The organism is Brevundimonas sp. Br13 (assembly GCF_055391505.1).
This window is the reverse complement of sequence record NZ_AP044008.1, coordinates 1,845,487-1,870,494: the sequence shown is the minus strand read 5'-3', so window position 1 is coordinate 1,870,494 and position 25,008 is coordinate 1,845,487. Positions and strand designations below refer to the sequence as shown.

Annotated in this window: 35 protein-coding genes and 1 riboswitch; of the genes, 3 read left to right on the top strand and 32 right to left on the bottom strand. The window is 65.8% G+C overall.

All coding sequences use genetic code 11. The annotated features are described in order from the left end of the window. Positions 1–52: 52 nt before the first annotated feature. The 28 genes from ACZ5M6_RS09230 to metE form a co-directional block, all read right to left on the bottom strand. Complete coding sequence (locus tag ACZ5M6_RS09230; RefSeq protein WP_054765477.1) at positions 53–1,072, bottom strand: DNA-directed RNA polymerase subunit alpha; 1,020 nt, start codon at positions 1,070–1,072, stop codon at positions 53–55. A 91-nt stretch (positions 1,073–1,163) separates the two neighbouring features. Further along, on the bottom strand, positions 1,164–1,553 hold the full coding sequence (rpsK, locus tag ACZ5M6_RS09225) for a 30S ribosomal protein S11 (RefSeq protein WP_054765476.1): 390 nt from the start codon (positions 1,551–1,553) through the stop codon (positions 1,164–1,166). 14 nt (positions 1,554–1,567) lie between these two features. Next, on the bottom strand, positions 1,568–1,936 hold the full coding sequence (gene rpsM / locus ACZ5M6_RS09220) for a 30S ribosomal protein S13 (protein WP_054766909.1): 369 nt from the start codon (positions 1,934–1,936) through the stop codon (positions 1,568–1,570). Between the two features lie 276 nt (positions 1,937–2,212). Further along, positions 2,213–2,953 carry an energy transducer TonB gene (locus ACZ5M6_RS09215; RefSeq protein ID WP_464158256.1) on the bottom strand — a complete coding sequence of 247 codons (741 nt, stop codon included), beginning with the start codon at positions 2,951–2,953 and terminating at the stop codon, positions 2,213–2,215. A gap of 30 nt (positions 2,954–2,983) precedes the next feature. Then, positions 2,984–3,544: an adenylate kinase gene (locus ACZ5M6_RS09210; RefSeq protein WP_054766908.1), complete on the bottom strand. Its 561-nt coding sequence runs from the start codon at positions 3,542–3,544 to the stop codon at positions 2,984–2,986. Between the two features lie 33 nt (positions 3,545–3,577). After that, positions 3,578–4,957 carry a preprotein translocase subunit SecY gene (gene secY, locus ACZ5M6_RS09205; protein WP_182713952.1) on the bottom strand — a complete coding sequence of 460 codons (1,380 nt, stop codon included), beginning with the start codon at positions 4,955–4,957 and terminating at the stop codon, positions 3,578–3,580. A 130-nt stretch (positions 4,958–5,087) separates the two neighbouring features. Further along, positions 5,088–5,681 carry a 50S ribosomal protein L15 gene (rplO, locus tag ACZ5M6_RS09200; protein WP_152949964.1) on the bottom strand — a complete coding sequence of 198 codons (594 nt, stop codon included), beginning with the start codon at positions 5,679–5,681 and terminating at the stop codon, positions 5,088–5,090. Between the two features lie 174 nt (positions 5,682–5,855). Then, positions 5,856–6,044, bottom strand: coding sequence for a 50S ribosomal protein L30 (gene rpmD, locus ACZ5M6_RS09195; protein WP_054765472.1), 189 nt, complete (start codon positions 6,042–6,044; stop codon positions 5,856–5,858). Between the two features lie 3 nt (positions 6,045–6,047). Beyond that, positions 6,048–6,650, bottom strand: coding sequence for a 30S ribosomal protein S5 (gene rpsE / locus ACZ5M6_RS09190; protein ID WP_054765471.1), 603 nt, complete (start codon positions 6,648–6,650; stop codon positions 6,048–6,050). A gap of 12 nt (positions 6,651–6,662) precedes the next feature. Then, positions 6,663–7,019: a 50S ribosomal protein L18 gene (rplR, locus tag ACZ5M6_RS09185; protein ID WP_183215851.1), complete on the bottom strand. Its 357-nt coding sequence runs from the start codon at positions 7,017–7,019 to the stop codon at positions 6,663–6,665. A gap of 3 nt (positions 7,020–7,022) precedes the next feature. Beyond that, positions 7,023–7,556 (bottom strand): 50S ribosomal protein L6, encoded by a 534-nt coding sequence (rplF, locus tag ACZ5M6_RS09180; protein WP_054765469.1) that lies wholly within the window; start codon positions 7,554–7,556, stop codon positions 7,023–7,025. A 1-nt stretch (position 7,557) separates the two neighbouring features. After that, a complete protein-coding gene (gene rpsH / locus ACZ5M6_RS09175; RefSeq protein ID WP_054765468.1) occupies positions 7,558–7,956 on the bottom strand; it encodes a 30S ribosomal protein S8 in 399 nt (132 codons plus the stop codon). Positions 7,957–7,971: 15 nt separating this feature from the next. Beyond that, complete coding sequence (gene rpsN, locus ACZ5M6_RS09170) at positions 7,972–8,277, bottom strand: 30S ribosomal protein S14 (RefSeq protein ID WP_054765467.1); 306 nt, start codon at positions 8,275–8,277, stop codon at positions 7,972–7,974. Between the two features lie 19 nt (positions 8,278–8,296). Further along, the gene (rplE, locus tag ACZ5M6_RS09165; protein WP_464158252.1) at positions 8,297–8,857 is read right to left on the bottom strand and encodes a 50S ribosomal protein L5; all 561 of its coding nucleotides are present in this window, start codon (positions 8,855–8,857) and stop codon (positions 8,297–8,299) included. After that, the gene (gene rplX, locus ACZ5M6_RS09160) at positions 8,857–9,165 is read right to left on the bottom strand and encodes a 50S ribosomal protein L24 (RefSeq protein ID WP_054765465.1); all 309 of its coding nucleotides are present in this window, start codon (positions 9,163–9,165) and stop codon (positions 8,857–8,859) included. Before rplX ends, rplE begins: the two co-directional genes overlap by 1 nt. Positions 9,166–9,167: 2 nt before the next feature. Beyond that, a complete protein-coding gene (gene rplN, locus ACZ5M6_RS09155) occupies positions 9,168–9,536 on the bottom strand; it encodes a 50S ribosomal protein L14 (RefSeq protein WP_003164378.1) in 369 nt (122 codons plus the stop codon). Positions 9,537–9,554: 18 nt separating this feature from the next. Continuing rightward, complete coding sequence (gene rpsQ, locus ACZ5M6_RS09150) at positions 9,555–9,797, bottom strand: 30S ribosomal protein S17 (protein ID WP_201462487.1); 243 nt, start codon at positions 9,795–9,797, stop codon at positions 9,555–9,557. Positions 9,798–9,807: 10 nt separating this feature from the next. Continuing rightward, positions 9,808–10,005: a 50S ribosomal protein L29 gene (rpmC, locus tag ACZ5M6_RS09145; protein ID WP_054765463.1), complete on the bottom strand. Its 198-nt coding sequence runs from the start codon at positions 10,003–10,005 to the stop codon at positions 9,808–9,810. Continuing rightward, positions 10,005–10,445 (bottom strand): 50S ribosomal protein L16, encoded by a 441-nt coding sequence (rplP, locus tag ACZ5M6_RS09140; RefSeq protein WP_054765462.1) that lies wholly within the window; start codon positions 10,443–10,445, stop codon positions 10,005–10,007. Before rplP ends, rpmC begins: the two co-directional genes overlap by 1 nt. 3 nt (positions 10,446–10,448) lie before the next feature. Next, entirely contained in the window at positions 10,449–11,204 is a 756-nt protein-coding gene (rpsC, locus tag ACZ5M6_RS09135) for a 30S ribosomal protein S3 (protein WP_054765461.1), read from the bottom strand. Continuing rightward, positions 11,204–11,584, bottom strand: coding sequence for a 50S ribosomal protein L22 (gene rplV / locus ACZ5M6_RS09130; RefSeq protein WP_054765460.1), 381 nt, complete (start codon positions 11,582–11,584; stop codon positions 11,204–11,206). The genes rpsC and rplV overlap by 1 nt, the downstream gene beginning before the upstream one ends. A gap of 3 nt (positions 11,585–11,587) precedes the next feature. Continuing rightward, positions 11,588–11,866, bottom strand: a complete 279-nt coding sequence (gene rpsS, locus ACZ5M6_RS09125; RefSeq protein ID WP_007442184.1) for a 30S ribosomal protein S19 — start codon at positions 11,864–11,866, stop codon at positions 11,588–11,590. A 2-nt stretch (positions 11,867–11,868) separates the two neighbouring features. Beyond that, positions 11,869–12,705: a 50S ribosomal protein L2 gene (gene rplB / locus ACZ5M6_RS09120; RefSeq protein ID WP_054765459.1), complete on the bottom strand. Its 837-nt coding sequence runs from the start codon at positions 12,703–12,705 to the stop codon at positions 11,869–11,871. Positions 12,706–12,709: 4 nt separating this feature from the next. Further along, positions 12,710–13,012, bottom strand: a complete 303-nt coding sequence (locus ACZ5M6_RS09115) for a 50S ribosomal protein L23 (protein ID WP_054765458.1) — start codon at positions 13,010–13,012, stop codon at positions 12,710–12,712. Further along, positions 13,012–13,650, bottom strand: coding sequence for a 50S ribosomal protein L4 (gene rplD / locus ACZ5M6_RS09110; protein ID WP_152949958.1), 639 nt, complete (start codon positions 13,648–13,650; stop codon positions 13,012–13,014). The genes ACZ5M6_RS09115 and rplD overlap by 1 nt, the downstream gene beginning before the upstream one ends. Next, complete coding sequence (gene rplC, locus ACZ5M6_RS09105; protein ID WP_152949956.1) at positions 13,650–14,399, bottom strand: 50S ribosomal protein L3; 750 nt, start codon at positions 14,397–14,399, stop codon at positions 13,650–13,652. Before rplC ends, rplD begins: the two co-directional genes overlap by 1 nt. A gap of 20 nt (positions 14,400–14,419) precedes the next feature. Beyond that, entirely contained in the window at positions 14,420–14,725 is a 306-nt protein-coding gene (gene rpsJ / locus ACZ5M6_RS09100) for a 30S ribosomal protein S10 (RefSeq protein ID WP_003164367.1), read from the bottom strand. A gap of 346 nt (positions 14,726–15,071) precedes the next feature. Then, entirely contained in the window at positions 15,072–17,414 is a 2,343-nt protein-coding gene (gene metE, locus ACZ5M6_RS09095) for a 5-methyltetrahydropteroyltriglutamate--homocysteine S-methyltransferase (RefSeq protein WP_464158245.1), read from the bottom strand. 110 nt (positions 17,415–17,524) lie between these two features. Then, positions 17,525–17,727, bottom strand: a riboswitch (cobalamin riboswitch). A 250-nt stretch (positions 17,728–17,977) separates the two neighbouring features. Between metE and ACZ5M6_RS09090 the strand changes: the two genes are divergently transcribed. Then, positions 17,978–18,727 carry a porin gene (locus tag ACZ5M6_RS09090; protein WP_464158243.1) on the top strand — a complete coding sequence of 250 codons (750 nt, stop codon included), beginning with the start codon at positions 17,978–17,980 and terminating at the stop codon, positions 18,725–18,727. 128 nt (positions 18,728–18,855) lie between these two features. On the opposite strand, the gene ACZ5M6_RS09085 is transcribed toward ACZ5M6_RS09090, so the two are convergent. The 3 genes from ACZ5M6_RS09085 to ACZ5M6_RS09075 all read right to left on the bottom strand — a co-directional run bounded on the left by ACZ5M6_RS09085 (position 18,856) and on the right by ACZ5M6_RS09075 (position 21,921). After that, positions 18,856–19,731 (bottom strand): head GIN domain-containing protein, encoded by an 876-nt coding sequence (locus ACZ5M6_RS09085; RefSeq protein ID WP_464158241.1) that lies wholly within the window; start codon positions 19,729–19,731, stop codon positions 18,856–18,858. A gap of 101 nt (positions 19,732–19,832) precedes the next feature. Further along, on the bottom strand, positions 19,833–20,741 hold the full coding sequence (locus ACZ5M6_RS09080) for a transcriptional regulator (protein ID WP_464158239.1): 909 nt from the start codon (positions 20,739–20,741) through the stop codon (positions 19,833–19,835). A gap of 19 nt (positions 20,742–20,760) precedes the next feature. Continuing rightward, on the bottom strand, positions 20,761–21,921 hold the full coding sequence (locus ACZ5M6_RS09075; RefSeq protein ID WP_201462483.1) for a GNAT family N-acetyltransferase: 1,161 nt from the start codon (positions 21,919–21,921) through the stop codon (positions 20,761–20,763). A 180-nt stretch (positions 21,922–22,101) separates the two neighbouring features. Here ACZ5M6_RS09075 and ACZ5M6_RS09070 point away from each other — a divergent pair, with 180 nt between their 5' ends. Together ACZ5M6_RS09070 and ACZ5M6_RS09065 are read left to right on the top strand one after the other, a co-directional pair. Continuing rightward, positions 22,102–22,263 carry a hypothetical protein gene (locus ACZ5M6_RS09070; protein ID WP_191555498.1) on the top strand — a complete coding sequence of 54 codons (162 nt, stop codon included), beginning with the start codon at positions 22,102–22,104 and terminating at the stop codon, positions 22,261–22,263. Between the two features lie 38 nt (positions 22,264–22,301). Further along, the gene (locus ACZ5M6_RS09065; RefSeq protein WP_464158237.1) at positions 22,302–23,372 is read left to right on the top strand and encodes a L,D-transpeptidase family protein; all 1,071 of its coding nucleotides are present in this window, start codon (positions 22,302–22,304) and stop codon (positions 23,370–23,372) included. 9 nt (positions 23,373–23,381) lie between these two features. Here the strand turns inward: ACZ5M6_RS09065 and ACZ5M6_RS09060 are convergent, their stop codons facing one another. Next, positions 23,382–24,977 carry a carboxylesterase/lipase family protein gene (locus ACZ5M6_RS09060; RefSeq protein ID WP_152949947.1) on the bottom strand — a complete coding sequence of 532 codons (1,596 nt, stop codon included), beginning with the start codon at positions 24,975–24,977 and terminating at the stop codon, positions 23,382–23,384. Positions 24,978–25,008 lie beyond the last annotated feature (31 nt).

Below are 25,008 nucleotides of genomic sequence, written 5' to 3'. Positions count from 1 at the left end.
CTTCTAACCGCCCCGACATTCTCCCCGAGAGGAGACGGGCGGAGGGTTGAACTTAGATCTGGTCGTCGAACTTCTTGGCCAGATCTTCGATGTTTTCGGGCGGCCAGTTCGGCACGTCCATGCCGAGGCTGAGCCCCATGGTCGCGAGAACTTCCTTGATCTCGTTCAGCGACTTGCGGCCGAAGTTCGGGGTGCGAAGCATTTCGCCCTCGGTCTTCTGGATCAGGTCGCCGATGTAGACGATGTTGTCGTTCTTCAGGCAGTTGGCCGAACGGACCGACAGCTCCAGCTCGTCCACCTTCTTCAGCAGGGCCGGGTTGAAGGGCAGGTCGGGCTTGCCGTCCGACTGCTCGACAGCCTTCTTGGGCTCTTCGAAGGTGATGAAGATCTGGAGCTGGTCTTGCAGGATGCGCGCGGCGTAAGCCACAGCGTCAACCGGCGTGACCGCGCCGTTGGTTTCGACTTCCAGCAGCAGCTTGTCGTAGTCCAGCGACTGGCCCTGACGGGTCGGCTCGACGCGATAGGCCACCTTCTTGACCGGCGAGTACAGGGCGTCGACGGCGATCAGGCCGATCGGCGCGTCTTCCGGACGGTTGAACTCGGCCGCCACATAGCCCTTGCCGTTCTGGACGGTCAGCTCCATGCGGATCGAGGCGCCGTCGTCCAGGGTGCAGATGACGTGATCGGGGTTCAGAACCTCGATGTCCGCCGGCACGTCGATCTGGCCGGCCGTCACCACGCCGGGGCCCGTCGCGCGCAGGGTCATGCGCTTGGGGCCTTCGGCGTGCATGCGCAGCGCCAGTTGCTTGATGTTCAGAACGATGTCGACCACGTCTTCGCGCACGCCTTCCAGCGACGAGAATTCGTGAACCACGCCGTCGATCTGGATCGCCGTCACCGCCGCGCCTTGCAGCGAGGACAGCAGAACGCGACGAAGGGCGTTGCCGAGCGTCACACCGAAGCCGCGCTCCAGAGGCTCGGCCACCAGACGCGCCTTACGCTGGGCGTCGGAACCGATCTCGATCTGCGGCTTCTCGGGACGGATCAGCTCTTGCCAGTTTCTTTCGATCATTTTGTCCCTCGAACGGGTTTCGTCGGCTCCGGCCTTGTCGACGAGGCCATGGTGGAGCCGACGGAGATGGGGGTGCTTTAGGCGGTGTCGCTTAGACGCGACGACGCTTGGGCGGACGGCAGCCGTTGTGCGGCATCGGGGTGACGTCGCGGATGGTGGTGATCGTCAGACCGACGGCCTGCAGGGCGCGCAGGGCCGACTCACGGCCGGAGCCCGGACCCGAGACGTTGACTTCCAGCGTCTTCAAGCCGTGTTCCTGTGCCTTCTTGCCGGCGTCCTCGGCCGCCATCTGGGCGGCGTACGGGGTGGACTTACGCGAGCCCTTGAAACCCATGTGGCCGGCCGACGACCAGGAAATCGCATTCCCTTGCGCGTCGGTGATGGTCACCATGGTGTTGTTGAAGCTGGCGTTCACGTGGGCGACGCCCGAGGTGATGTTCTTGCGTTCGCGGCGCTTTACGCGACCCGGTTCCTTGGCCATCGGTCAGCTCTCTCTTACTTCTTCTTGCCGGCGATCGGCTTGGCCGGACCCTTGCGGGTGCGAGCATTGGTGTGGGTGCGCTGACCGCGGACCGGCAGGCCCTTGCGGTGACGCAGGCCGCGATAGCAGGCCAGGTCCATCAGACGCTTGATGTTCATCGAGGTTTCGCGGCGCAGGTCGCCCTCGACCGTATAGTCGCGGTCGATGGTCTCGCGGATCGACAGGACTTCGGCGTCCGTCAGCTGGTTCACCCGGCGGGCGGCTTCGATGCCGACCTTTTCGGTGATGTCCTTGGCGGCGGCCGGGCCGATGCCGTGGATGTACTGAAGCGCGATTTCAACGCGCTTGTTGGTCGGGATATTGACGCCAGCGATACGGGCCACGAAATTCTCCAGATACGCGTTATTCAGACGCAACAAACGCTCCGGTTAACAAACCAGGAGCGTGGCGCCCTTCGCGGGAAGGCGCCCTTATACAGATGATTCACCGGGCGTCAACGGCTGCGCGCAACCCTGCCGGCCAGACTTTTTCGGTCCACCGCCTAAACCGTCACTCAGACCCGCCTCGAACGGCGGCGATCAGCCTCTGTGCATCAATGTTGAACGCCGCAACCCGGTTCCGGTCAAGGGGCTTAGGCCGCCACCCTGCGAAGCGGTGGATCAGCGACGCGGGGGAATGCCGAAGTCGACGCCCACCGTCACCTGCTGCCCCTCGAGGGGACGCCCGTTCTCGGTCGGCGGCTGGAAACGGAAATAGTCGGCCACAGCCAGTCCCGCCGCCCCGAAGCCCAGGCCGACAGGGGTCTCCTCCACCACGCGACAGGCTTCCAGCCGGCTGTCTAACCGGATGCGGCAAGACAGTTCGACTCGGCCGTAGCGGCTGCGGGCCTGGCGCGGGTGGTTGGCGCGGACCTGGGCCATGGACGGCCCCGTGATCAGGCGCGGCCCCGTCGAGCCGCTGCCCGGCCCGGACCCCGCGCCGACGCCGGAACCCGCGCCGGTCCCCTGGCCGCCCTGACCCAACCCGGGTTCCGGCGAGGGGGAAGGCGCGACGCCCACGACTGGGACGGGCTGGGGCGCCGGCTTCGACGGCGACGGCAGTTCGCGCGGGCGATCTGGCTGCGGCTTGGGCGGCGTGTGAATGCGCGAGGGCGCGGCCGGCGCCCCTCCCCCCGCCTTGGGCGCAGAGGGGCGCTCCAGGATCGGCGGCGGCGTATCATAGAGCAGCACCTCGAACGGCGGGGGGCCGTCCGCCATGGGGGTCCGGGGGGGCCGGCCCTTCACCTGTCCCAGCATCAGGATCAGGGCGATTTCGGCGGCGGCGACCCCGCCGAAGACGGCGAAGGCGCGCCAGCGTCTGCGGGCGCGCCTTCTGTCAGACTGGATCTCGGTTTCAGGCATCCGTTCCCAAACGCCCGAAAACGACTTGGGTCACGCCAGGGCTTCGTCGATCGCCTTGGCGACGGACTCGATCGAGCCCATGCCGTCCGCCTCGGTCAACTTGCCCTGGGCTTCATAATAGGGAAGCAGCGGGGCGGTGTTGCGGTTGTAGGCGTCCAGACGGACCGCGAAGGTCTCCGGATTGTCATCCGGGCGGCCCTGTTCGGCGTAGCGTTTGGCGATCCGCTCCAGCAGGGCGGCGTCGTCGACCTTCAGCCGGACCACGGCGTCGATCTGGGCGCCGCGCTTGGCCAGCATGGCGTCCAGGGCTTCGGCCTGGGCTACGGTGCGGGGGAAGCCGTCGAAGATGGCGCCCCCGGCGGCCTCGGCCTCCGGCAGACGATCCTCGATCAGGGCGATGACGATTTCGTCCGTCACCAGATCGCCGCGCGCCAGCACGTCCTTGACCTTGAGGCCCAGCTCCGAGCCCGAGGCGATGGCGGCCCGAAGCATGTCGCCGGTGGAGAGCTGGATCATGCCCTTCTCTTCCACCAGCCGCTTGGCCTGGGTCCCCTTGCCCGCCGCCGGCGGTCCAAACAGGATCAAGTTCACGCGCAAGTCCTCCCCAGGCGTCTTCTAGTCAACTCAGCGACGGACGGGCGTGGGCGCGCCACGACCGCCGCGACCGCGCAGCTTGGCCTTCTTGATCAGCCCCTCGTACTGGTGCGCCAGCAGTTGGGACTGGATCTGGGCCACAGTGTCCATCGTCACCGACACCACGATCAAGATAGACGTTCCGCCGAAGTAGAGGCTGTTGCCCATCTGGGCGACCATGAACTCCGGCAGCAGGCAGACGGCGGTGATATAGGCCGCGCCGATCACCGTCAGGCGGGTCAGGACATAGTCCAGATATTCGGCCGTGCGCTTGCCCGGACGGATCCCCGGCAGGAAGCCGCCGTATTTCCGCAGGTTCTCGGCCGTGTCCTCCGGGTTGAAGGTGATCGAGGTGTAGAAGAAGCAGAAGAAGATGATCAGGGCGGCGTACAGGGCCATGAACAGAGGCTGGCCGTGGGTCAGTTGCGAGGTGACCAGCGGCAGCCAGCCCAGATAGGACGGCAGGTCCGCATTGGCGGTCAGGCTGGCCACTGTGGTCGGCAGCATCAGCAGGGACGAGGCGAAGATCGGCGGGATGACGCCGGCGGTGTTGACCTTCAGCGGCAGGAACGAGCGCTCGCCTCCCGCCATCCGGTTGCCTTCCTGGCGCTTCGGATACTGGATCAGCAGACGGCGCTGAGCCCGTTCCATGAAGACGATGAAGACCACGGTCGCCACGGCCAGAACGGCGATGAAGAACAGGGCGAAGGCCGACATCTGACCCTGCTGGGCCAGGCCCAGCATCCGGGCGATGGTCGAGGGCAGAACCGCCACGATGCCCGCGAAGATGATCAAAGAAATGCCGTTGCCGACGCCGCGCGCCGTCACCTGCTCGCCCAGCCACATCAGGAACATGGTGCCGCCCGTCAGGGTCACGACGGTCGAGACCAGGAAGAAGATCCCCGGATTGTCGACCAGACCCGGCTGGGCGTTCAGACCCGCCGCGATGCCCAGCGACTGGGCCAGGGCCAGGAAGACCGTCAGATAGCGGGTGTACTGGTTCAGCTGCTTGCGGCCGCTCTCCCCGCCTTCCTTCTTCAGCTTCTCCCAGGGCGGATACACCGTGCCCATCAGCTGCACGATGATCGACGCCGAGATATAGGGCGCGACGTTCAGCGCGAAGATGGCCATCCGCTCCACCGCGCCGCCCGAGAACATGTTGAACATGTCCAGGATGCCGCGCTGACCCGAGGGGTCCTGGAAGAACTGCAGGAAGGCCTGCGAGTTGATGCCTGGGATCGGCACATAGGTGCCGATGCGATAAACCAGCAAGGCGCCCAGCGTGAACAGCAGGCGCTTGTGCAGCTCGGTCGCTTTGGCGAACGAGCCCATGTTCATATTGGCGGCGAGTTGTTCTGCGGCCGAAGCCATTATGCGTCCCCACGACTGACTGAGTCGTCAGATAGGCGGAAAGCGGCCCTCATGCGAGGGCCGCTTCCGTTGTTTCGTCGTCGCAGGTGTATTCAGGCCACGGCCTATACGCGCCGCGACGACGCGTTGTTTAGCCCTTGGAAGCGGCGCGCTTGGCGCGGGCCGAGACCTTGTTGGCGTCGCCCTTGGGCGCCTTGGGGGCCGGAGCCTTGCCCTTGGCGGCGTTGCGCTTCTCGACGCGGGCCGCAGCCTTGGCTTCGGCTTCGATACGCTGTTCGAGAACCGAACCGCCTGCGGCTTCGATGGCCTTCTTGGCGCCGGCCGTGGCCGACCAGACGACCAGGTTCAGCTTGGCCTTGATTTCGCCGGTGCCCAGCAGACGGACGCCGTCCTTGACGCGGCGGATCACGCCGGCGGCGACCAGGGCTTCACCCTTGATCTCGGCCGAGGCGTCCAGCTTGCCGGCGTCGATGGCGTCTTGCAGACGCCACAGGTTCACTTCGGCCAGCTTCAGGGCATTGGGATTGTTGAAGCCGCGCTTGGGCATGCGCATGTACAGCGGCATCTGGCCGCCTTCGAAGCCCAGCAGGCTGACGCCCGTCCGCGACTTCTGACCCTTGACGCCGCGGCCCGAGGTCTTGCCCTTGCCGGAGCCGGGGCCGCGGCCCACGCGCATGCGCTTCTTGTGCGCGCCTTCGTTGTCGCGGATTTCGTTCAGTTTCATGTGCCTGATCCTTTCGGGTGCTAGCGCCCGGACATTCGTCCGGACTCGGCTTGGAAAAAAGAAAGTGGCGAGTGGCGAGTGATGAGTGGCGAGTCAAGAGAAATCGGTCGAACCGACACCCGGGCTACTCGTCACTCGCCACTCATCACTCGCCACTTCGCGTAGCGAACAGTCTTACTTCTCGACCACTTCCACCAGGTGGTGGACCTTGGCGATCATGCCGCGAACCGAAGGGGTGTCCTCCAGGGTCGCTTCACGACCCATGCGGTTCAGGCCCAGGCCCACCAGGGTGGCGCGCTGGTCGTTCTTGCGGCGGATCGGCGAGCCGATCTGCTTGATGGTGACGGTCTTCTTCTCGGCCATGACTTAGGACTCCACGGCTTCCGGCGCCGAGGCGCCGTCGTTGCGACGACCCATCAGATCCGCGACCTTCTTGCCGCGCTTGGACGCGACCTGACGGGGCGACGACTGAACCTTCAGGGCTTCGAACGTCGCACGGATCATGTTGTAGGGGTTCGACGAACCGGTCGACTTGCCCACGACGTCCTGGACGCCGAGGGTTTCGAGGACCGCACGCATCGGACCGCCCGCGATGACGCCGGTGCCGGGAGGGGCCGCGCGCATCATGATCTTGCCGGCGCCCCAACGGCCGGCGCCGTCGTGGTGCAGGGTGCGGTTCTCGCGCAGAGGCACGCGGATCATCGTCTTCTTGGCTTCTTCGGTCGCCTTGCGGATGGCTTCCGGCACTTCGCGCGCCTTGCCGTGACCGAAGCCGACGCGACCCTTGCCGTCGCCGACGACCATCAGGGCGGCGAAGCTGAAGCGACGGCCGCCCTTAACGGTGGCGGCGACGCGGTTGATGTGCACCAGCTTCTCGATGATGTCGCTTTCCGGGGCCTCGGCGGCGGCGGGAGCGTTGCGGTCGCGGCGATTACGATCGCCGCCGCCGCGTTGGGGTTGTTGCGCCATCTGTCGCGTCCCTTAGAAGTTCAGGCCGGCTTCACGCGCGGCTTCCGCCAGCGCCTTCACCCGTCCGTGATAGATGTACTCGCCCCGGTCGAAGACGACGTCCTTGACGCCCTTCTCGATGGCGCGCTCGGCGATCAGCTTGCCGATGGCCGTAGCCGCGGCGATGTCCGACCCCTTGGACCCCCTGCCGCCTTCCAGCGACGAGGCGGCCACGACCGTCACGCCCTGGGCGTCGTCGATGATCTGGGCCGAGATGTTCTTGTCCGAACGATAGACCGACAGACGCAGGCGACCGTTGGCGACAGCCTTCAGGCGACGGCGCGTGCGCTCGGCGCGGCGCTTGGCTTGTTGTCGAAGAGAAAGAGCCATGACTTACTTCTTCTTGCCTTCCTTGCGACGCACGGTCTCGCCGGCGTAACGGACGCCCTTGCCCTTGTAGGGCTCCGGCGGACGCAGCTTGCGGATGACCGCGGCGATCTGACCGACGGCCTGCTTGTCCGCGCCCAGGATCTTGATCTCGGTCTGCTTCGGAACAGCAAAGCTGACGCCGGCCGGCGGGTCGATGTCGACTTCATGCGAGAAGCCGAGCTGCAGCGACAGGGCGTTGCCCTTCATCGCGGCGCGGTAACCCACGCCGACCAGTTCCAGCGACTTCTCGAAGCCGGTGGTGACGCCGGTGACCATGTTGTCGACCAGGGTGCGCGACAGACCCCACATGGCGCGACCGCGCTGGGTGTCGGTCCGCAGGCCCAGCGACAGCTCGTCGCCTTCGTGCTTGACTTCGATCTCTTCGGCGACGGTCCAGGAGCGTTCGCCCTTCGGACCCTTCACCGAGACGGTTTGGCCGTCGAGCGTGACCGTCACGCCCTTCGGCACTGCGATGGTTTTCTTGCCAATACGGGACATATCAGTAGACCCTGCAGAGGACTTCGCCGCCGACATTGGCGTCGCGAGCGGCGGCGTCGGACATGACGCCCTTCGAAGTCGAGAGGATCGAGATGCCGAGGCCGTTCTTGACGGGCTTCAGATCGCCGATCGCGGAGTAGACGCGGCGGCCCGGCTTGGACACGCGCGCGATCTCGGCGATGACGGGCTGACCGTCGAAATACTTCAGCTCGATCTCGAACTGCGGAAACTCACCCGGGTTCTGAACCAGGTTGTAGCCGCGGATGTAGCCCTCGTCCTGCAGCACGTCGAGGACGCGCTGGCGCAGACGGGAAGCGGGGGTCAGCACCTTGGAACGCTTGCGGGTCGCCGCGTTCTTGATGCGAGCGATCATGTCGCTCAGGGGATCGTTGATCATCATGTCTCTTCGCTCCCCTTACCAGCTGGACTTGGTCAGGCCCGGGATCTGACCCAGGTTGCCAAGCTCACGCAGCGCGATCCGGCTCATCTTGAGCTTGCGATAGAACGCACGCGGACGACCGGTCACTTCGCAACGGTTGCGAATGCGGCTCGGCGCGGAGTTGCGCGGCAGTTCAGCCAACTTCAGGCGCGCGGCGAAGCGCTCCTCAAGCGGCAGGTTTTCGTCGTTGGCGGTCGCCTTCAGGGCGGCCCGCTTCGCGGCATACTTCGCAACCAGGGCCTTGACGGCTTCGTTGCGGTTTACGGCGCTCTTTTTAGCCATTGTGCTCTTCCCTTCCCGCTCAGTTCTTCAAGAACGGGAACTTGAACTCGGTGAGGAGAGCCTTGGCTTCCTCATCGGTCTTGGCCGTGGTGCAGACGACAATGTCCATGCCCCACATCTGGTCGATCTGGTCGTAATTGATTTCCGGGAACACGATGTGTTCCTTCAGACCGGTGGCGTAGTTGCCGCGACCGTCGAAGGACGTGCCCTTCAGACCGCGGAAGTCCTTCACGCGCGGAAGCGCGATCGTGATGAAACGGTCCAGGAACTCGTACATCTGGTCGCCGCGCAGGGTGACCTTGCCGCCGATGACCATGCCTTCGCGCAGCTTGAAGCCGGCGATGGAGTTACGGGCCTTGGTGGCGACGGCCTTCTGACCGGCGATGGCCGTCAGATCCTTGAGGGCCGCATTGGCCTTCTTGGAGTCGGCGACGGCTTCGCCGATGCCCATGTTCAGGACGATCTTGTCCAGCTTGGGCACCTGCATCTCGTTCGTATAGCCGAACTTGGCCTTCATCTCCGCACGGATGCGGCTCTGATACTCGGCCTTGAGGCGGGGAGTGTATTTCTCGGTAGCCATCAGATGACGTCTCCCGTCGTCTTGGCGAAGCGGACCTTCTTGTCCCCTTCGATCCGGAAGCCGACGCGGGTCGCCTTGCCGTTGGCGTCGGCGATCGCGACGTTCGACAGGTGAAGCGAGGCTTCCTTGTTCTTGATGCCGCCCTGCGGGTCAGCCTGGCTCGGGCGCGTGTGGCGCTGAACCATGTTGACGCCTTCCACGACGACGCGGTTTTCGGAGGGCAGGACCTTCAGCACATTGCCCGTGCGGCCCTTGTCCTTGCCGGTGAGGACGACGACGCGGTCGCCCTTCTTGATCTTGGCGGCCATGGTTACAGGACCTCCGGAGCCAGCGAGATGATCTTCATGTGGTTCTTGGCGCGCAGTTCGCGGGGAACCGGGCCGAAGATCCGCGTGCCGACGGGCTCGTTCTGCTTGTTGACGATGACGGCGGCCGACTTGTCAAAACGGATGACCGAGCCGTCCTTGCGTTGGATGTCCTTGGCGGTGCGCACGACGATGGCGCGCACGACGTCGCCCTTCTTCACGCGGCCGCGCGGAATGGCTTCCTTCACGGAGGCGACGATAGTGTCGCCGATCGAGGCGTAGCGGCGCTTGGAGCCGCCCAACACCTTGATGCACATGACCCGGCGGGCGCCCGAATTATCGGCCACTTCCAGGTTAGTTTGCATCTGGATCATAAGATCAGATCCTTCTGATTACGAGGCGGAGGCGTTGGAAAGGACTTCCCAGCGCTTCAACTTGGACTTGGGGGCGCACTCGACGATGCGAGCGATGTCGCCGACTTTGAGCGCGTTGGCTTCGTCGTGGGCGTGATACTTCTTGGAAGACCGGACGGTCTTCTTCAGCAGCGGGTGCAGCAGGGTGCGCTCCACCTTCACGACGACGGTCTTGTCGCCCTTGTCGGACACGACCACGCCTTCAAGAATTCGCTTGGGCATATTCGTTTCCTTACGAGGCCGCACGCTTCTCGCGCAGAAGCGTCGAGATGCGGGCGATGTCTTTGCGCACTTCACCCACGCGGTGGGTTTTCTCCATCTGGCCGGTGGCCGCCTGGAAACGCAGGTTGAACTGTTCCTTCTTGAGCTTCAGCAGCTCGTCGGCCAGTTGGTCGGTCGTTTGCGACCGCAGATCGGCGATCTTGGTCATTAGGCGGCTTCCTCAACTTGGGCGATGCCGGCGTCGATGCGGGTCACCACCTTGGTGCGGACCGGCAGCTTGGCGGCGCCGAGACGGAGCGCCTCGCGGGCGACCTCGTCCGACACGCCGTCGATTTCGAACAGGATGCGGCCCGGGTGGCAGCGCGCCGCCCAATAGTCCACGGCGCCCTTGCCCTTACCCATCCGGACTTCGGCCGGCTTGCCCGTGACGGGCAGGTCGGGGAAGACGCGGATCCAGACGCGGCCCTGACGCTTCATCTGGCGGGTGATCGCGCGGCGGGCCGCTTCGATCTGACGCGCCGTGATGCGTTCCGGTTCCAGCGTCTTCAGGCCGTACGACCCGAAGTTCAGCGAGAAGCCGCCCTTGGCCGAGCCGTGGATACGGCCCTTGAAGGCCTTGCGGTACTTGGTCTTCTTCGGTTGCAACATGACTTAGTTCTCACGTCCCCGATCGCGACGCGGACCGCGGTCGCCACGGGGGCCGCCGCGTTCGCGGCCTTCGTTCGAGGACGGACCCGAGGCTTCCTGGGCCCAACGCTTGTCCTGGGCCATCGGGTCGTGCTCGAGCACCTCACCCTTAAACACCCAGACCTTCACGCCGATGATGCCGTAGGTCGTCTTGGCTTCGTAGAAGCCGTAGTCGATGTCGGCCCGCAGGGTGTGAAGCGGCACGCGGCCTTCGCGATACCATTCCATCCGCGCGATTTCAGCGCCGCCCAGACGACCCGAGACATTCATCCGAATGCCCTTGGCGCCCAGACGCATGGCCGATTGCATGGCGCGCTTCATGGCGCGACGGAAGGCGACGCGGCGTTCCAGCTGCTGCGCGATGTTCTCGGCGATCAGCTGGGCGTCGGTTTCCGGCTTGCGGACTTCGATGATGTTCAGGTGAACTTCACCTTCGGTGCGCGCCGAGATGTCCTTGCGGAGCTTCTCGATGTCAGCGCCCTTCTTGCCGATCACGACGCCCGGGCGGGCGGCATAGATGGTGATGCGGCACTTCTTGTGCGGGCGCTCGATGATGATGCGCGACACGCCGGCGGCCGACAGGCGTTCCCGCAGCCACTCGCGCAGCTTCAGGTCCTGGTGCAGCAGGCGGGAATAGTCGGCGCCGGCGGCGAACCAACGGCTGTCCCACGTGCGGTTCACGCCGAGGCGCAGACCGACCGGATTGATTTTCTGTCCCATCAGGCGGCCTCGCCGGCTTCGCGGACCACGATGGTGATCTCGCTGAACGGTTTCAGGATGCGCGACGAGCGACCACGAGCGCGGCTCGCGAAACGCTTCATCACCAGGTTCTTGCCCACAAAGGCCTCGGCGACGACCAGGTTGTCGATGTCGAGGTTGTGGTTGTTCTCGGCGTTCGAGATCGCCGAATACAGGACCTTGCGGACGTCGCCGGCGATGCGCTTACGGCTGAATTCCAGCTCGTTCAGCGCCTTCTGAACCGGCATGCCGCGGATCGAGGCGGCGACCAGGTTCAGCTTCTGAGGGCTGATGCGCATGTTGACCTGCTTGGCGCGGGCCTCGGTCGGGCCGACCCGACGAATGTTCTTGGTCTGGGCCATCGGTTACTTCCTTTTGGCCTTCTTGTCCGCCGCGTGACCCGGGAAGTTCCGGGTCGGGGCGAACTCGCCGAACTTCATGCCGACCATCTCTTCCGAGACCGACACGGGAACGTGCTTCTGACCGTTATGGACGCCGAACGTCAGACCGACGAACTGCGGCAGGATGGTGGAGCGGCGCGACCAGGTCTTGATCACGTCCTTGCGGCCCGACGATTGAACGGCGTCGGCCTTCTTGAGCAGATACCCGTCGACAAACGGGCCTTTCCAGGAGGAGCGGGCCATTCTTAGCGAGCCTTCTTCACGTGACGGGTACGGATGATGAACTTGTCCGTAGCCTTGTTCTTACGGGTGCGGGTGCCCTTGGTGTCCTTACCCCACGGCGTTACGGGGGTACGACCACCGGAGGTCCGGCCTTCACCACCACCGTGCGGGTGGTCGATCGGGTTCATGGCGACGCCGCGGACGTGCGGACGCCAGCCCATGTGGCGCTTGCGACCGGCCTTGCCCAGGTTCTGGTTCATGTGGTCGGGGTTCGAAACCGCGCCCACCGTGGCCATGCAGCTGTCCAGGACCATGCGCAGCTCGCCCGAGCCGAGACGGATCTGGGCGTAACCCTGATCGCGACCCACCAGCTGGGCGTAGGCGCCGGCCGAACGGGCCAGCTGAGCGCCCTTGCCGGGCTTCATCTCGATGTTGTGGATGATCGTACCCACCGGCATCGAACGAAGCGGCATGGCGTTGCCCGGCTTCACGTCGGTCTTTTCGCCCGCGACCACCGTGTCGCCCGCCTTCAGGCGTTGCGGCGCGATGATGTAGGTCTTCTCGCCGTCCTCATAGGTCACGAGGGCGATGAAGGCCGTGCGGTTCGGATCGTATTCCAGACGCTCGACCGTGCCGACCATGTCCCACTTGCGACGCTTGAAGTCGATCTTGCGGTACAGGGTCTTGGCGCCGCCGCCGCGGAAGCGGACCGCGACGCGACCGCCCTGCCCGCGACCGCCCGACTTGGTCAGGCCTTCGGTCAGCGACTTTTCCGGACGGCCCTTGTGGAGTTCCGAACGGTCGACCAGCACGAGGGCGCGACGGCCCGGCGAAGTCGGATTGTAATGTTTCAAGGCCATCTGATCAGAGCCCCGTGGTGACGTCGATCGACTGGCCGTCGGCCAGGGTCACGATCGCTTTTTTGATGTCGACGCGACGGCCGAGGATGCCCCGGAAGCGCTTGGTCTTGCCCTTTTGGACCAGGGTGTTGACCTTGACGACGTTGACTTTGAACAGGCTTTCGACCGCAGCGGCGATCTCGTCCTTGGTCGCCGTGTCGGCGACGCGGAAGACGACCTTGTTCTGCTCGGACAGGATCGTGGCCTTTTCGGTGATCACCGGGGCCAGGATGGTGTCGTAGTGCTTGGCGGTAGGTTGAGCGGCCATTACGCGGCTTCCTTATCGCTGAAGCGGGCTTCGATCGCCTCGACGGCGGCCTTGGTCAGCACCAGCTTGTCGGCCCGCAGGATGTCATAGACGTTCAGGCCGGCGTTCGGCAGCACGTCGATGTGCGGGATGTTGCGGGCGGCCAGACCGAAGTTGGCGTCGACTTCCGGACCCGCGATGATCAGAGCCTTGGTCCAACCCAGCTTGCCCAGCGTCTCGCGCAGGGCGGCCGTCTTGGCTTCCGTGACCGAGACGCTGTCGACGACGACCAAGTCGCCCGACTTCACCTTGGACGACAGGGCGTGACGCAGGGCCAAGGCGCGAATCTTCTTCGGCAGGGAGAAGCCGTGATCGCGAACGACCGGACCGAAGGCGCGCGAGCCGCCGACGAACTGCGGCGCACGGCGCGAACCGTGACGGGCGCCGCCGGTGCCCTTCTGCTTGTACATCTTCTTACCCGTACGAGAGTTCTCGTTGCGGGTCTGAACCTTGTGCGTGCCGGCGCGGCGCTTGGCCAGCTGCCAGCTGACGGTGCGGGCCAGGATGTCGCCGCGGATTTCGGAGATGCCGAAGACGGCGTCCGAGAGCTCCACGTCGCCGGCAGCCTTGCCGTCGAGTTTGATGACCGAGAGTTTCATTACGCTTCACCGCCTTCGGTCGCTTCGACGGCCGGCGCTTCTTCAGCGGGCGTCTCAGCGGGTTGAGCGGCCTTGTTCGACTTCACGGCGCCGGGGAACGGAGCCTCGGCCGGACGGGCCTTCTTGATGGCGTCGCGAACCTTGACGTAGGCGCCGTCATGACCGGGGACAGCGCCCTTGATCAGGATCAGGCCACGCTCGGCGTCCACGCGGACGACGGTCAGGTTCTGGGTGGTGACGGTTTCGGCGCCGTAGTGGCCGGCCATCTTCTTGCCGGGGAAGGTACGGCCCGGGTCCTGACGGTTACCCGTCGAACCATGCGAACGGTGCGACAGCGACACGCCGTGCGTGGCGCGCAGACCGCCGAAGTTCCAGCGCTTCATGGCGCCGGCGAAACCCTTACCGATGGTCTCGCCCTGGATATCGACCTTCTGGCCCGCCACAAAGTGGTCGGCCGACAGTTCGGCGCCCACGTCCAGCAGACCGTCCGCATCGACGCGGAACTCGGTCACATAGGCCTTGGGCTCGACTTCCGCCTTGGCGAAGGTCTCGCGTTGAGCCTTGTTGGTGTTCTTAGCCTTCTTCGCGCCAGCGCCCAGCTGGAGAGCGACGTAGCCGTCACGCTCCTGGGTACGTTGGCCGACGACTTGGCAGCCGTCGAGCTGCAGCACAGTGACCGGAACGTGCGCGCCGTCATCGGCGAACACGCGGGTCATGCCCAGCTTCTTGGCGATCACGCCCGTGCGCATCGGATCCCGCCTCTTTCTACTTAAATCTTGATCTCGACGTCCACGCCGGCGGACAGGTCGAGCTTCATGAGCGCGTCCACGGTCTGCGGGGTGGGGTCGACGATGTCGAGCACGCGCTTGTGCGTGCGGATTTCAAACTGCTCACGCGACTTCTTATCGACGTGCGGAGAGCGGTTCACGGTGAACTTTTCGATCAGGGTCGGCAGCGGAATCGGACCACGGACAGTGGCGCCGGTGCGCTTGGCGGTGTTGACGATCTCGCGCGTCGAAAAATCGAGGACGCGGTGATCAAAGGCCTTGAGCCTGATGCGGATGCTTTGATCCATATCGGTGCTTACTTCCAATGCGGTCGGAGGACCGCGTCCCTGTGAACCATTTCAAAGACCGAAGGCCTTCGGGCGCTAGGCCCTCAGGGTACGCAAATCCGCAAAAACGATCGGCCCACGCAGTCGCCTGCGAAGGCCGTTAAAGTCCTGGGTCACTGCAAAGAACAGGGTCTCAGGTCGTTCCTGCGAACCGCGTCTGCATCCGGGGATGCACAGCCGGTCCAACAAGAGTGGCGGCTTATGCCTAGCGATTCCGATTTCGTCAAGCGCGGAACCAAGAGCGGCGATAGGATTTTCCGCGCCGGTCGGAGGACGGTCGAACACCGCCTCCGCTGGCCGCAAATGATCAGGCCGCCGCCGTCTCCCCCGCCCTCATGAGCCGCGCCGCCGTCACCATATTGGCGAGCGCCGCCTCAGTCTCGGGCCAAGCCCGCGTCTTCAACCCGCAATCCGGATTCACCCAAAGCCGGTCCTGCGGCAGTTTGCGCGCCGCCGCCTTCAGCAGGGCGGTCATCGCCTCGACCGTGGGGACGCGCGGCGAGTGGATGTCATAGACGCCCGGCCCGATCTCGGCCGGATAGCGGTAGTCGGAGAAGGCGTCGAGCAGCTCCATCCTGGACCGCGAGGTCTCGATGGAGATGACGTCGGCGTCCATGGCCCCGATGGCCTGAATGATGTCGTTGAACTCCGAATAGCACATATGGGTGTGGATCTGGGTTTCGTCTCGCACCCCCGAGGCCGTGATGCGGAAGCTCTCGACCGCCCATTCCAGATAGTCGTCCCAGTCGGCGCGCCGCAGGGGCAGGCCTTCGCGCAGGGCGGCCTCGTCGATCTGGATGACGGCGGCGCCGGCGGCCTCCAGGTCGATCACCTCATCGCGGATGGCGAAGGCGATCTGGCGGCAGGTGGTGCTGCGCGGCTGGTCGTCGCGCACGAAGGACCAGTTCAGAATCGTGACGGGGCCCGTCAGCATGCCTTTCACCGGTCTGTTGGTCAGACCCTGCGCATAGCGCCACCATTCGACCGTCATCGGCCTCGGCCGCGCGACGTCGCCATAGAGGATCGGCGGGCGCACGCAGCGCGAACCGTAGGACTGCACCCAGGCGGCCTTTGTGAAGACGAAGCCGGACAAGTGCTCGCCAAAATACTGGACCATGTCGTTGCGCTCGAACTCGCCGTGGACCAGGACATCCAGGCCGAGCGCCTCCTGCCACTTGACCGTTCGCGCGGTCTCGTCGCGCAGCAAGCGGGCGTAGGCCGCATCGTCGATGACGCCTCGCCCGTGATCAGCGCGCGCCTTTCGGATCTCAGCCGTCTGAGGAAAGGAGCCGATGGTGGTGGTCGGATAGGCGGGCAGATTCAGACGCCCTCGCTGAACCTGGCGACGAATTTCAAAGCAGGAGTTTCTGAGCGCCAGGGCGGGGTCGGCATCGGCGGCTCGCGCCTGGACCTTGGGGTCGTTGATGCGCGGTGAAGTGCGACGTGAGGCGACCGAGGAGGTCGAGGCGTCGAGCGCCGCTTTCACCGCGCCGCGGCCTTCATTCAACGCCCGCGCCAGGGTGGCCAACTCGGCCACCTTCTGCACGGCGAAGGCCAGCCAGTCCTTGATCTCGGGATCGAGCCCGGTCTCCCGTTCCAGGTCAATAGGCGTATGCAACAAGGAGCAGGACGGAGCGATCACCACCCTGCGTCCAGCCGCGACCAAAGGCTCCACCTTGTCCAGCACGGCGTTGAGGTCGACCTTCCAGACATTGCGGCCGTCAATGACGCCGAGCGAAAGCACCTGGTCGGGGCGCGCCCCCGACGCGACCTGGGCCAACTGCTCCGGCGCCCGGATCAGGTCGATGTGCAGTCCGTGAACCGGCAGGCGCAGCACGGCCTCCAGATTATCCCCGAGCCCACCGAAATAGGTGGTCAGCATCAGCTTGATCGGCGGCGTCACGTCGGTCAGCACACGATAGGCGTGGTCGTAAGCCGCCTTCGCCTCATCGCTCAGATCGGTGACCAGGCAGGGCTCGTCCATCTGCACCCAGGTGGCGCCGGCGCGGGCCAGGGACCGCAGCACCTCGGCATAGATCGGCAGCAGGCGCGGCAGCAGGCTGAGGACGTCAAACGGCTCGCCCCGCGTCTTGCCCAGCAGGAGATAAGAGACCGGTCCCAGCAGCACCGGCCGGGTCTCGATCCCCAGCGCCCTGGCCTCCAGATATTCGTCCAGCGCCTTGGTCGAGCCGAGACGGAACACCTGATCGAAGGTGAACTCCGGCGCGAGATAATGGTAGTTGGTGTCGAACCATTTGGTCATCTCCATGGCCGGCGTCCCCTCGCCGCTCGCATGGACATGGCCGTGCGCACACGGCTGGCTGTCGCCTCGCGATCCACGGGCCATGGCGAAATAGGTCGCCAGATCGACCCGCTCCCCGCGCCAGCCGTAGGCGGCCGGCACGGCGCCCACCATGGCCGTCAGGTCGAGCACATGATCATAGAGAGAGAAGTCGTTGGACGGCACGACGTCGGCCCCCAGGTCGCGCTGGCGCGCCCAGGTCGGGGCGCGCAGCTCAGCGGCGGTAGACAGGAGGGTCTCGGCGTCGGTCTTGCCGGCCCAATAGGCCTCGAGCGCGGTCTTCAGCTCTCTCTTGGGGCCGATGCGGGGAAAGCCGAGGGTGGCGACCTGGACGGTGTGGCGGGTCATGACGTTCGAAACCTGTGTTGTGGCCAGGCTTCGGACAGGGTCGCGCGGACGCCGACGCGGACGTGCAGGGTCCGGCGGCGCGCATGCGGCCTGACCGGACACCCCGCCGGAGGACGTTATCTGTCGGGGCAGGTCTCCTGGCTCACGGGTCGACACCTAGGGTCCGGCCTTCCCGGCGTGAACGCCAGTGACACGAGATGGACCTTCGACTCGCCGCTTACAGTTGCGGGGGCAGCGCCGGTTTCACACCGGCTTCCCTCTTAGCTCCACGCGCTCCGAAGACCACGTGCAGACCACGACGGCTGAGGATGCCTCACAATAAGCAAGCCGTCAATACACATAAGGATATGCTTATACGATTATGCGATTGCCACATCTTAACACTTTGCCTCCAGATACGCCCACCCCTGACACATTGCGACCACAAGGCGTGGCGGATGGGCAACACGACAGTTTCAAGACACTTACGTAACGACGATTTAATGCTCAGCTTCGTCTTCGCCTGATAGCAGCCGCCCTCCCCGGACCCCCATCCGGGTCGAGACTGCTAAGGACAAAAGAAAATGAAGACGATCCTCCTCGCCACGGCCGCCGCCCTGTTCGCCGCCCCGGCCTTCGCCCAAGACGCCGTCGGCTCGGTCGGCGTGACCTATTCCAACCCCTCGATCGAGGTCGCCGGCAACGATGTCGACGCCGACGTCTGGACCGTGGACGGCACGGTCGCCCTGCCGGCCGCTGACTGGACCGTGACCCTGAACGGCGCCGTCGACTACACCAAGGCCTTCGGTGAAGAAGACTTCACCGGCGTCGCCGCCGCCCACCTGACCAAGATGTGGACCTCGGACGTCCGCGCCGGCGCCTTCGTCGCCGCCAACGGCATCGGCTCGGGCGATGAGCCGGTCTGGACCGTCGGCGCCGAGGCCCAGAAGTACCTGTCCAACGCGACCCTGACCGGCCTGGTCGCCTACACCACGGCCGACGACGCAGACGCCGACATCTGGACCGTCGGCGGCGACGCCGCCTTCTACGTCATGCCGAACCTGCGCCTGAACGCCGGCGTCAGCTACAACAACGTCGATGTCGCCGGCGGCGACGTGGACGCCTGGACCTACGGCGTTGGCGCCGAGTACGAAATCGAGAACAGCCCGTTCTCGGTCGGCGCTTCCTACACCCGCGCCGACATCGAGTCGGTCGACGTCGACACCTGGTCGGTCGGCCTGCGCTACAGCTTCGGCGGCGGTCTGCAAGCCCGCGACCGGGCCGGCGCCAACCTGGGCGTTTCGGCCATCACCAGCGTCCTGGGCGCCTTCTAAGCCTGACGGCCTGCTGACTAAAAAGAGCCCCGGCGGAGCGATCCGCCGGGGCTTTTTCATCGCCGCCGTCCCATTGCGGAAGATCCGGGGTTCCACGACCGGAGCCTTCCAGCGGCGAGAAGCGGATGTCAGCGTCCGATTTGAACGGAGCCTGAGCCGACGATTGACCGGGAGACCGAGCCGGTCGCCGCCGCAACATAGACGCTGCCGGACCCCGCTATCGCCGCGTTGAGGTCGCGGGTCGTCCCTCCGTAGTGAACCTCGCCTGACCCGCCGATCGACACCGACAGCTTGTCCAGACGGCCCTGGCGCACGGTCACGCCGCCCGACCCGCCGATCGAAATATCCCCCTGGCCCGAGACAGCCGCCACATCGACCCGGCCCGTGCCCCCGACGCTGGTCTTCAGATTTCCAGTCGCGCCCGCCGCGACGGAGCCTGAACCGCCCACATTGGCTTCCAAGCTGCGTGAAGCGCCGGCTCGGATCGAGCCTGAGCCGCCGACGCTCAGTTCCAAGGCGCCGTCGACATTGGCAACCGTCCACGAGCCGCACCCGCCGCTGTCCAGTTCGACCGAACGCGCGCCGCGTCCCACGGCGCCGAAAACAGCGCCCTCCGCGCTGACGTCCACATCACGCGGGGTGCGCAACACGATCAGCGGCGCGTCTTCCAGACGGACGCGGCCCAGGTTGCGCACCTCGACACTGGCGCCTTCGCCAGGTTGGGCGGCGCCCGCACGCCCGGCGTTGCAGTTTCGGACGTCGCCGCCCCACATCCCGGTGCGACGCAGGCCGCCGTCGATGCGGACGTCCCGTCCCTGACGACGCACCTGGAGCGCCGGCAACCGGGAGCGTCCCTGCGTCACCTCCACGGCGACGTCCTGGCGGTCTTCGACGATGACGACGACGCGCGCGACAGCGTTGCGGATTTCGACCTCGGCGGCAGACGCCGGCGCGGCTGCGGCGCAGGCCGTCAATGCGGCGGCGGCGATCAGAACGGTCTTCATGAGAGCTCCCTTTCCCTGACTATGGGAGAAGGGTGATCGCCCGGGCGACCGAAGTCATTTTAACTTCAGGTCATGAACCCGAATTAACCTGGCGCCCCGCCTCAGGCCCGGATCTCTCCCGCTCCGTCGGCGGCGCCGATCTGGGGTTCGAAGTCGCGTTCGAACTGGGCGATCCGGCTCTTCAACAATCCGGCGCGCTTCAGGGCCAGAGAAGCCGCCCAGCGGGCCGCCAGCTCGGGCGTCCCCATGGCGTCGGTGCAACGCGGGCGTCCGCCGCGGCTGCGAAGGACGGCGTTGGTGAACAGGGCTCCGTTTCGGAAACGCGACGGCCAGGTCTGGAAGTCCATCGACAGGCTGACGCAGAACCGATCCAGATTCTCAACCCTGTGCGGCGCATACAGAGGCCAGGTCAGCGCCCGGCCCGGCTCCAGATCGATGATCTGCGCCTCTCGCTCGAAGGCCAGGTCATAGGGCAGTTCCTCGGTCGTCTGGCGGGCGACCACCTGTTCCATGTTCCGTTCCGGCAATCGCCGCTCGTCGCCGGGATAGACGTAGATCCGCTTGCGCCCCCGCATGTGGAACAGGACCACCCCTGCCGCGTCGAAATGATAGGGCACCCGCGCCTTGGGCGACGACAGGATCAGCTGACCGGCGTTCCGAACGGCTCTAAGACCGGGGTAGGTCGCCTGGATCTTGCGAAATTCGTCCATGGCGGCGGCCCAAAGCTCTGGCCAGCCGGTCTCCACGCTCCGCAAATTGACCCACAGCCGGCCCTGTTTGATGGCCTCCAGCAGGGCCTCGCCGGACAGCCGCCCTCGCGCGCCGGTCCGCAGACTGACCTGCCCCGCCTCGTCATAGTCATACAGGTTGATGTCGAACAGTTCGGCGGGATAGCGATCCAACACCGTCGCCAGGACCGCATCCTCGGCGAACCCCTGATCGACCAGGGTGTGCGGGTGGTCCGCCGCCTCTGAGATCGGACCGGGATAGCGGGTGCGTCGTTCGTTCATCGGCTTTCCTCGGCTTCGCTTAGACGTGGGCCACGCGGGTCGGGCCTTTGCGCTTGGCCGCCGCCTTGCTCACGGCGGACCGAAGGGCGAAGGCGGCGCCGCGCAACTGGCCAAGGGAGGAGGCTTCGCAGGCCTCGATGGTGGACCAGCGGCGACGCAGAGAGTTGCGCAGGGCCTGCCCCCGTCCTCCGGCTCCGCCCAGGGCGGCCACGGCCGCCTCGCCTAGGCTCCGGCCCAGGCCGGGCCGGATCACCACCGCCTCCCGCACCGTCTGGCGCGCATTGACGAAATACTTCTTGTACCCCTCGCCTTCGAAACCGAAGTCGAAGACGCGGAAGCCGTCCGCCGCCGCCAACCGCATTGTGTCCATGCTCAACAGAATGCCGGGCGAACACCGCGCCAGCCGCGGCTCATAGGCCGGGAACCAGAAGTGGTAATGACGGCCGGCGTGGAGCGAGAACTCCAGCGCCACCAGGCTGTCGCCGGCGTGCATGACGGCCATCGAGGCGCCGAAGTCTTCGTGCCGGGCCAGCATCAGGGCGTGCAGCAGGTCGCGTGTCCATCCGCAGGCGAAGATGTCGTGCAGACCGGATCGACGGTACTGGGCCGCCTTCAGGGCGATCAGACGGTCCAGGAGAAACGGGTCGCGCAGGCCCGCCTCGACGCGGATCGGCCCAAGCTCGGCCTCGAGACTGCGACGGGCGCGCTCCTTGTCCTTGAAATACTTGCCGTAGGTCGATCGCCGCTCGGCGTACCAGGCCTCGTAACCGGGCTCCGACATGGCGACCTGGACCGTTCCTCGCGCCTGCCCCGCTTGGGCCGGCCCCACCCAGCTCGGCACATTAAGCCTTCGCGGGTTCAGCACGCCGGCGACCGCCTCCAGACTGAGCATCTCGTCCTCGGCGGCGATGACGCCGTGGTAGTCGTTCATCGGGGCGCCCAGCGGCTGCACCGCGCCGCCGCGCCTCTGGTGGGGAAAGAAACCCACAATCCGCTCGCCCCGCCGAAACACGGCGACGGCGGCGCCCGGGCAGACGCGGGCGGCGATCTCGGTGAATTCCCACCGGAAATAGGGGCTTGCCAGGGCGGGGTTGGTTAAGGTCCACCGCCGCCACAGGTCGACGGCGGCGGGATCCATCGCCTCCGCCTTCATGATCTCGACCTGCAGCGTTTCCGCCATGACGCCCTCGCGCGACCTCGACAGGCGAGGTCCGTTCCATCACGCCTCCTAACCAATCTGCTGTTTCGTTAGGGTTCACCGGCATGGTGAACGTCTGTTGACGCATGAGGAGGGAGCCGTGGCGCTCCGGATGCGTTGGCTCCGTCTCGGACGCCCCGCGTCTCCTTGGAAATGAAGCCGATGACCGACACCCGCCCCGATGACCGCAAAGTCGAAAATGAAAACCTGCGCCCGGACTCCGACGGCGAGCCGCCGCGCCCGGCGACGGAGCCAAAGGGCGCCGAAGGCTCCAGCAATTCAGGAAAGACGGCGACGGACCCGGCGACAGGGGAAGCGAACTGACCCCGCTGCCATCGTCCCCCGACCTTCCAGGATTATTCATGCCCCCTCGTTTCATCGTCCTGGCGCCAACCGTCGCCGCCCTGACCGTCGCGGGCTTGGCTGTCGCCGCCTGCGATCCCAACGACGACCGTCCGTCCGCCGCCCCCGCAGAGCAGACCGCCCAGGTCGGGGCGCAGGGCCGTCTGTCGCGCGACGCCATCGAGAACACCGCCTATTCCCCGCCGTCGACCGAGGGTGAAGGTGCGAGCCCTGCGGCTCGACCGCAACCGGACCCCGCCCTGATCCGCGCCCAAGTGCTGTTGCAACGCGCCCGCTTCTCGCCAGGCGCCATCGACGGTTTGGAAGGGTCCAACATGCGTCAGGCCGTCTCCGCCTTTCAGAAGGTCCAGGGTCTGCCCGTCAACGGCCGCCTCGACGCCGAGGTCATGGGGCGGTTGCGCGCCGCCAGCCAGGGTGCCGTGACCTCTACCTATGAGATAACCCAACAGGACGTTTCGGCTTCCTATCTTGGCATAGTCCCGACCGAGCTGGAGGCCCAGGGCCGGGCGCCGTCTATGGGCTACGCCAATATCGTCGAAGCGCTGGCCGAGCGCTTTCATGTGACCGAGGACCTGCTGAGGGCCCTGAATCCTGCGGCAGACTTCAACCGCCCAGGCCAGAAGTTGCTGGTTCCCGCGATCAATACGACGCCCTTGGCTGCGGATGTCGAAAGAATTGAGGTGGACAAGGCCCAAGGCGCGGTGCGGGCCTATGGCGCGGACGGGACGCTGCTCGCCTATTTCCCGGCGACGATCGGCAGTCGGGACAATCCCACCCCGACGGGCACGGTCAAGGTCAACGGCGTCGCCCGCAATCCCGACTATGTCTACGACCCGTCAAAGCTCAGCTATGGCGATCTGGATCGCAAGGTGGTCGTGGCCCCCGGGCCCAACAATCCTGTGGGCGTGGTCTGGATCGATCTGAACAAGCCCAGCTACGGCATCCACGGCACGCCGGATCCACATCTGGTCGGCAAGACCGCGTCGCACGGCTGCGTTCGCCTGACCAATTGGGACGCCTGGACCCTGGCCGACAAGGTCAAGCCAGGCGTGACTGTCCGCTTCGTCTAGGTGCTGGACCTAGTGGACGGCGCCGAAGGGCGTCCCGTCCCAGAAGTCGCAGTTGTGACGAGCGAAGAAGGCGTCATCCAGTCGATCGCCCTGGGCCGTAAACACCCGAACCGGCCCCGCGCCCGCCACACGGGGCCATTCAGCGCCGAAATCCTGCTGTCCGAATCCGGCCCACAGGCCCTGCATGCGGAGCGACAACGCCTTCTGCTCTGGCGTGAACCGGTCGACGTCGGCGAAGATCCAACTGGTCCCGAAGACATAGGCCAGTTCGCTGGCGTGATAAGCGCCCAGGTCCAGGCCCACGATCCCGTCGGGCAGGACGAATGGGGCGTCGCGATCGGCGAACTCATATCCCCAGACTGGCGTATAGCGCGACAGCTGACGCCGCAGGGCCTGGGACGGACAGGCGAACCTCTGGTCGGTGAAGTTGGCGGCGATGGCATAGGCCGGGCCATCCGGGCCGACCGGATAGCGGTCCAGCACGCGGGGACCGACATCGCCGTACATCCACAGCGTCTCCTTCTGGTAGCGGTCCATGTCCTTGACTTCATTGGCGAACAGACGCCCCTCGTCCAGATTGGTCCCGACGATGACGGGCACGCGGGTGAACCGCCCTTGGTCGATAGCCAGGGCGGGGTTTTCAGGCACGGTCGCATCGGTGTGCACCGGTCCCCACGACCCTGGGCCGTTGATGCCCGCCCGAACTGACGGCGCCCGCGACAGACGCCAGGCGGGCAAGGCCTTCAGGCAGGCGATCTGATCGGCGCCGGTGCAGCCCAAACGCCGGGCGAAGAGCGGGCCGGAGGCGGCGGCCTCTTCAGCGCTGACCAGAGACGAGGGCTCCAGACAGCCGCCGCTTTGCAGGATCATCCTCTGATAGAGACCCTCGGCCTGGGGCGAGGTCATCAGATAACAGGCGGCCCAGGCGCCGGCGCTTTCCGTGAACAGGGTGACATTGGCCGGGTCTCCGCCGAAGGCGGCGACGTTGCGGTTCACCCATTTCAGCGCCGCCAACTGATCCATCAGGCCGAAGTTGCCGCCGAACCCCTCACCCTCAGCCTGGAACTGAGGATGCGCCAGCCAGCCGAGGGCCCCCAGCCGGTAGTTCAAAGTGACGACCACCCGGTCCTGATCCACCGCCAGCCGCGACGGATCGTAGTTGGCGCCCGAGCCCACGGTGAAGGCGCCGCCCGGTATATAGACCATGACAGGCCGGCGCCGCTGCGGTTCGCCGGCCGGGGCGTAGATGTTGAGGTAGAGGCAATCCTCTGACCCGACCACCAGACCGCCCCCGCCGCCCAATATCGCCTTGCGCCCTATAGCCTGGGTGCAGTCGGACCCTATGCGGGTGGCGTCGCGCACCCCGCTCCAGCCTTCAACGGGCTGAGGCGCCCGCCAGCGCAGTTCGCCGACGGGCGGGCGCGCGAAGGGCACGCCCAGAAACGCCCGCGCGCCCGCGCCCTCTACGCCCCGAACCGTCCCGGCCTCGGTGGCGGCGAGAACCGGGCGAGCGTCCGGCGCAAACTTAATGGAGAGGACCTTGCCCGGATGGACGGCGCAGGCCGCCAGAACGAGGGACGCGAACAGCAGCGACAGCAGACGCATAGAGAACCTTGGCCGTGACGAAGCGACTTTA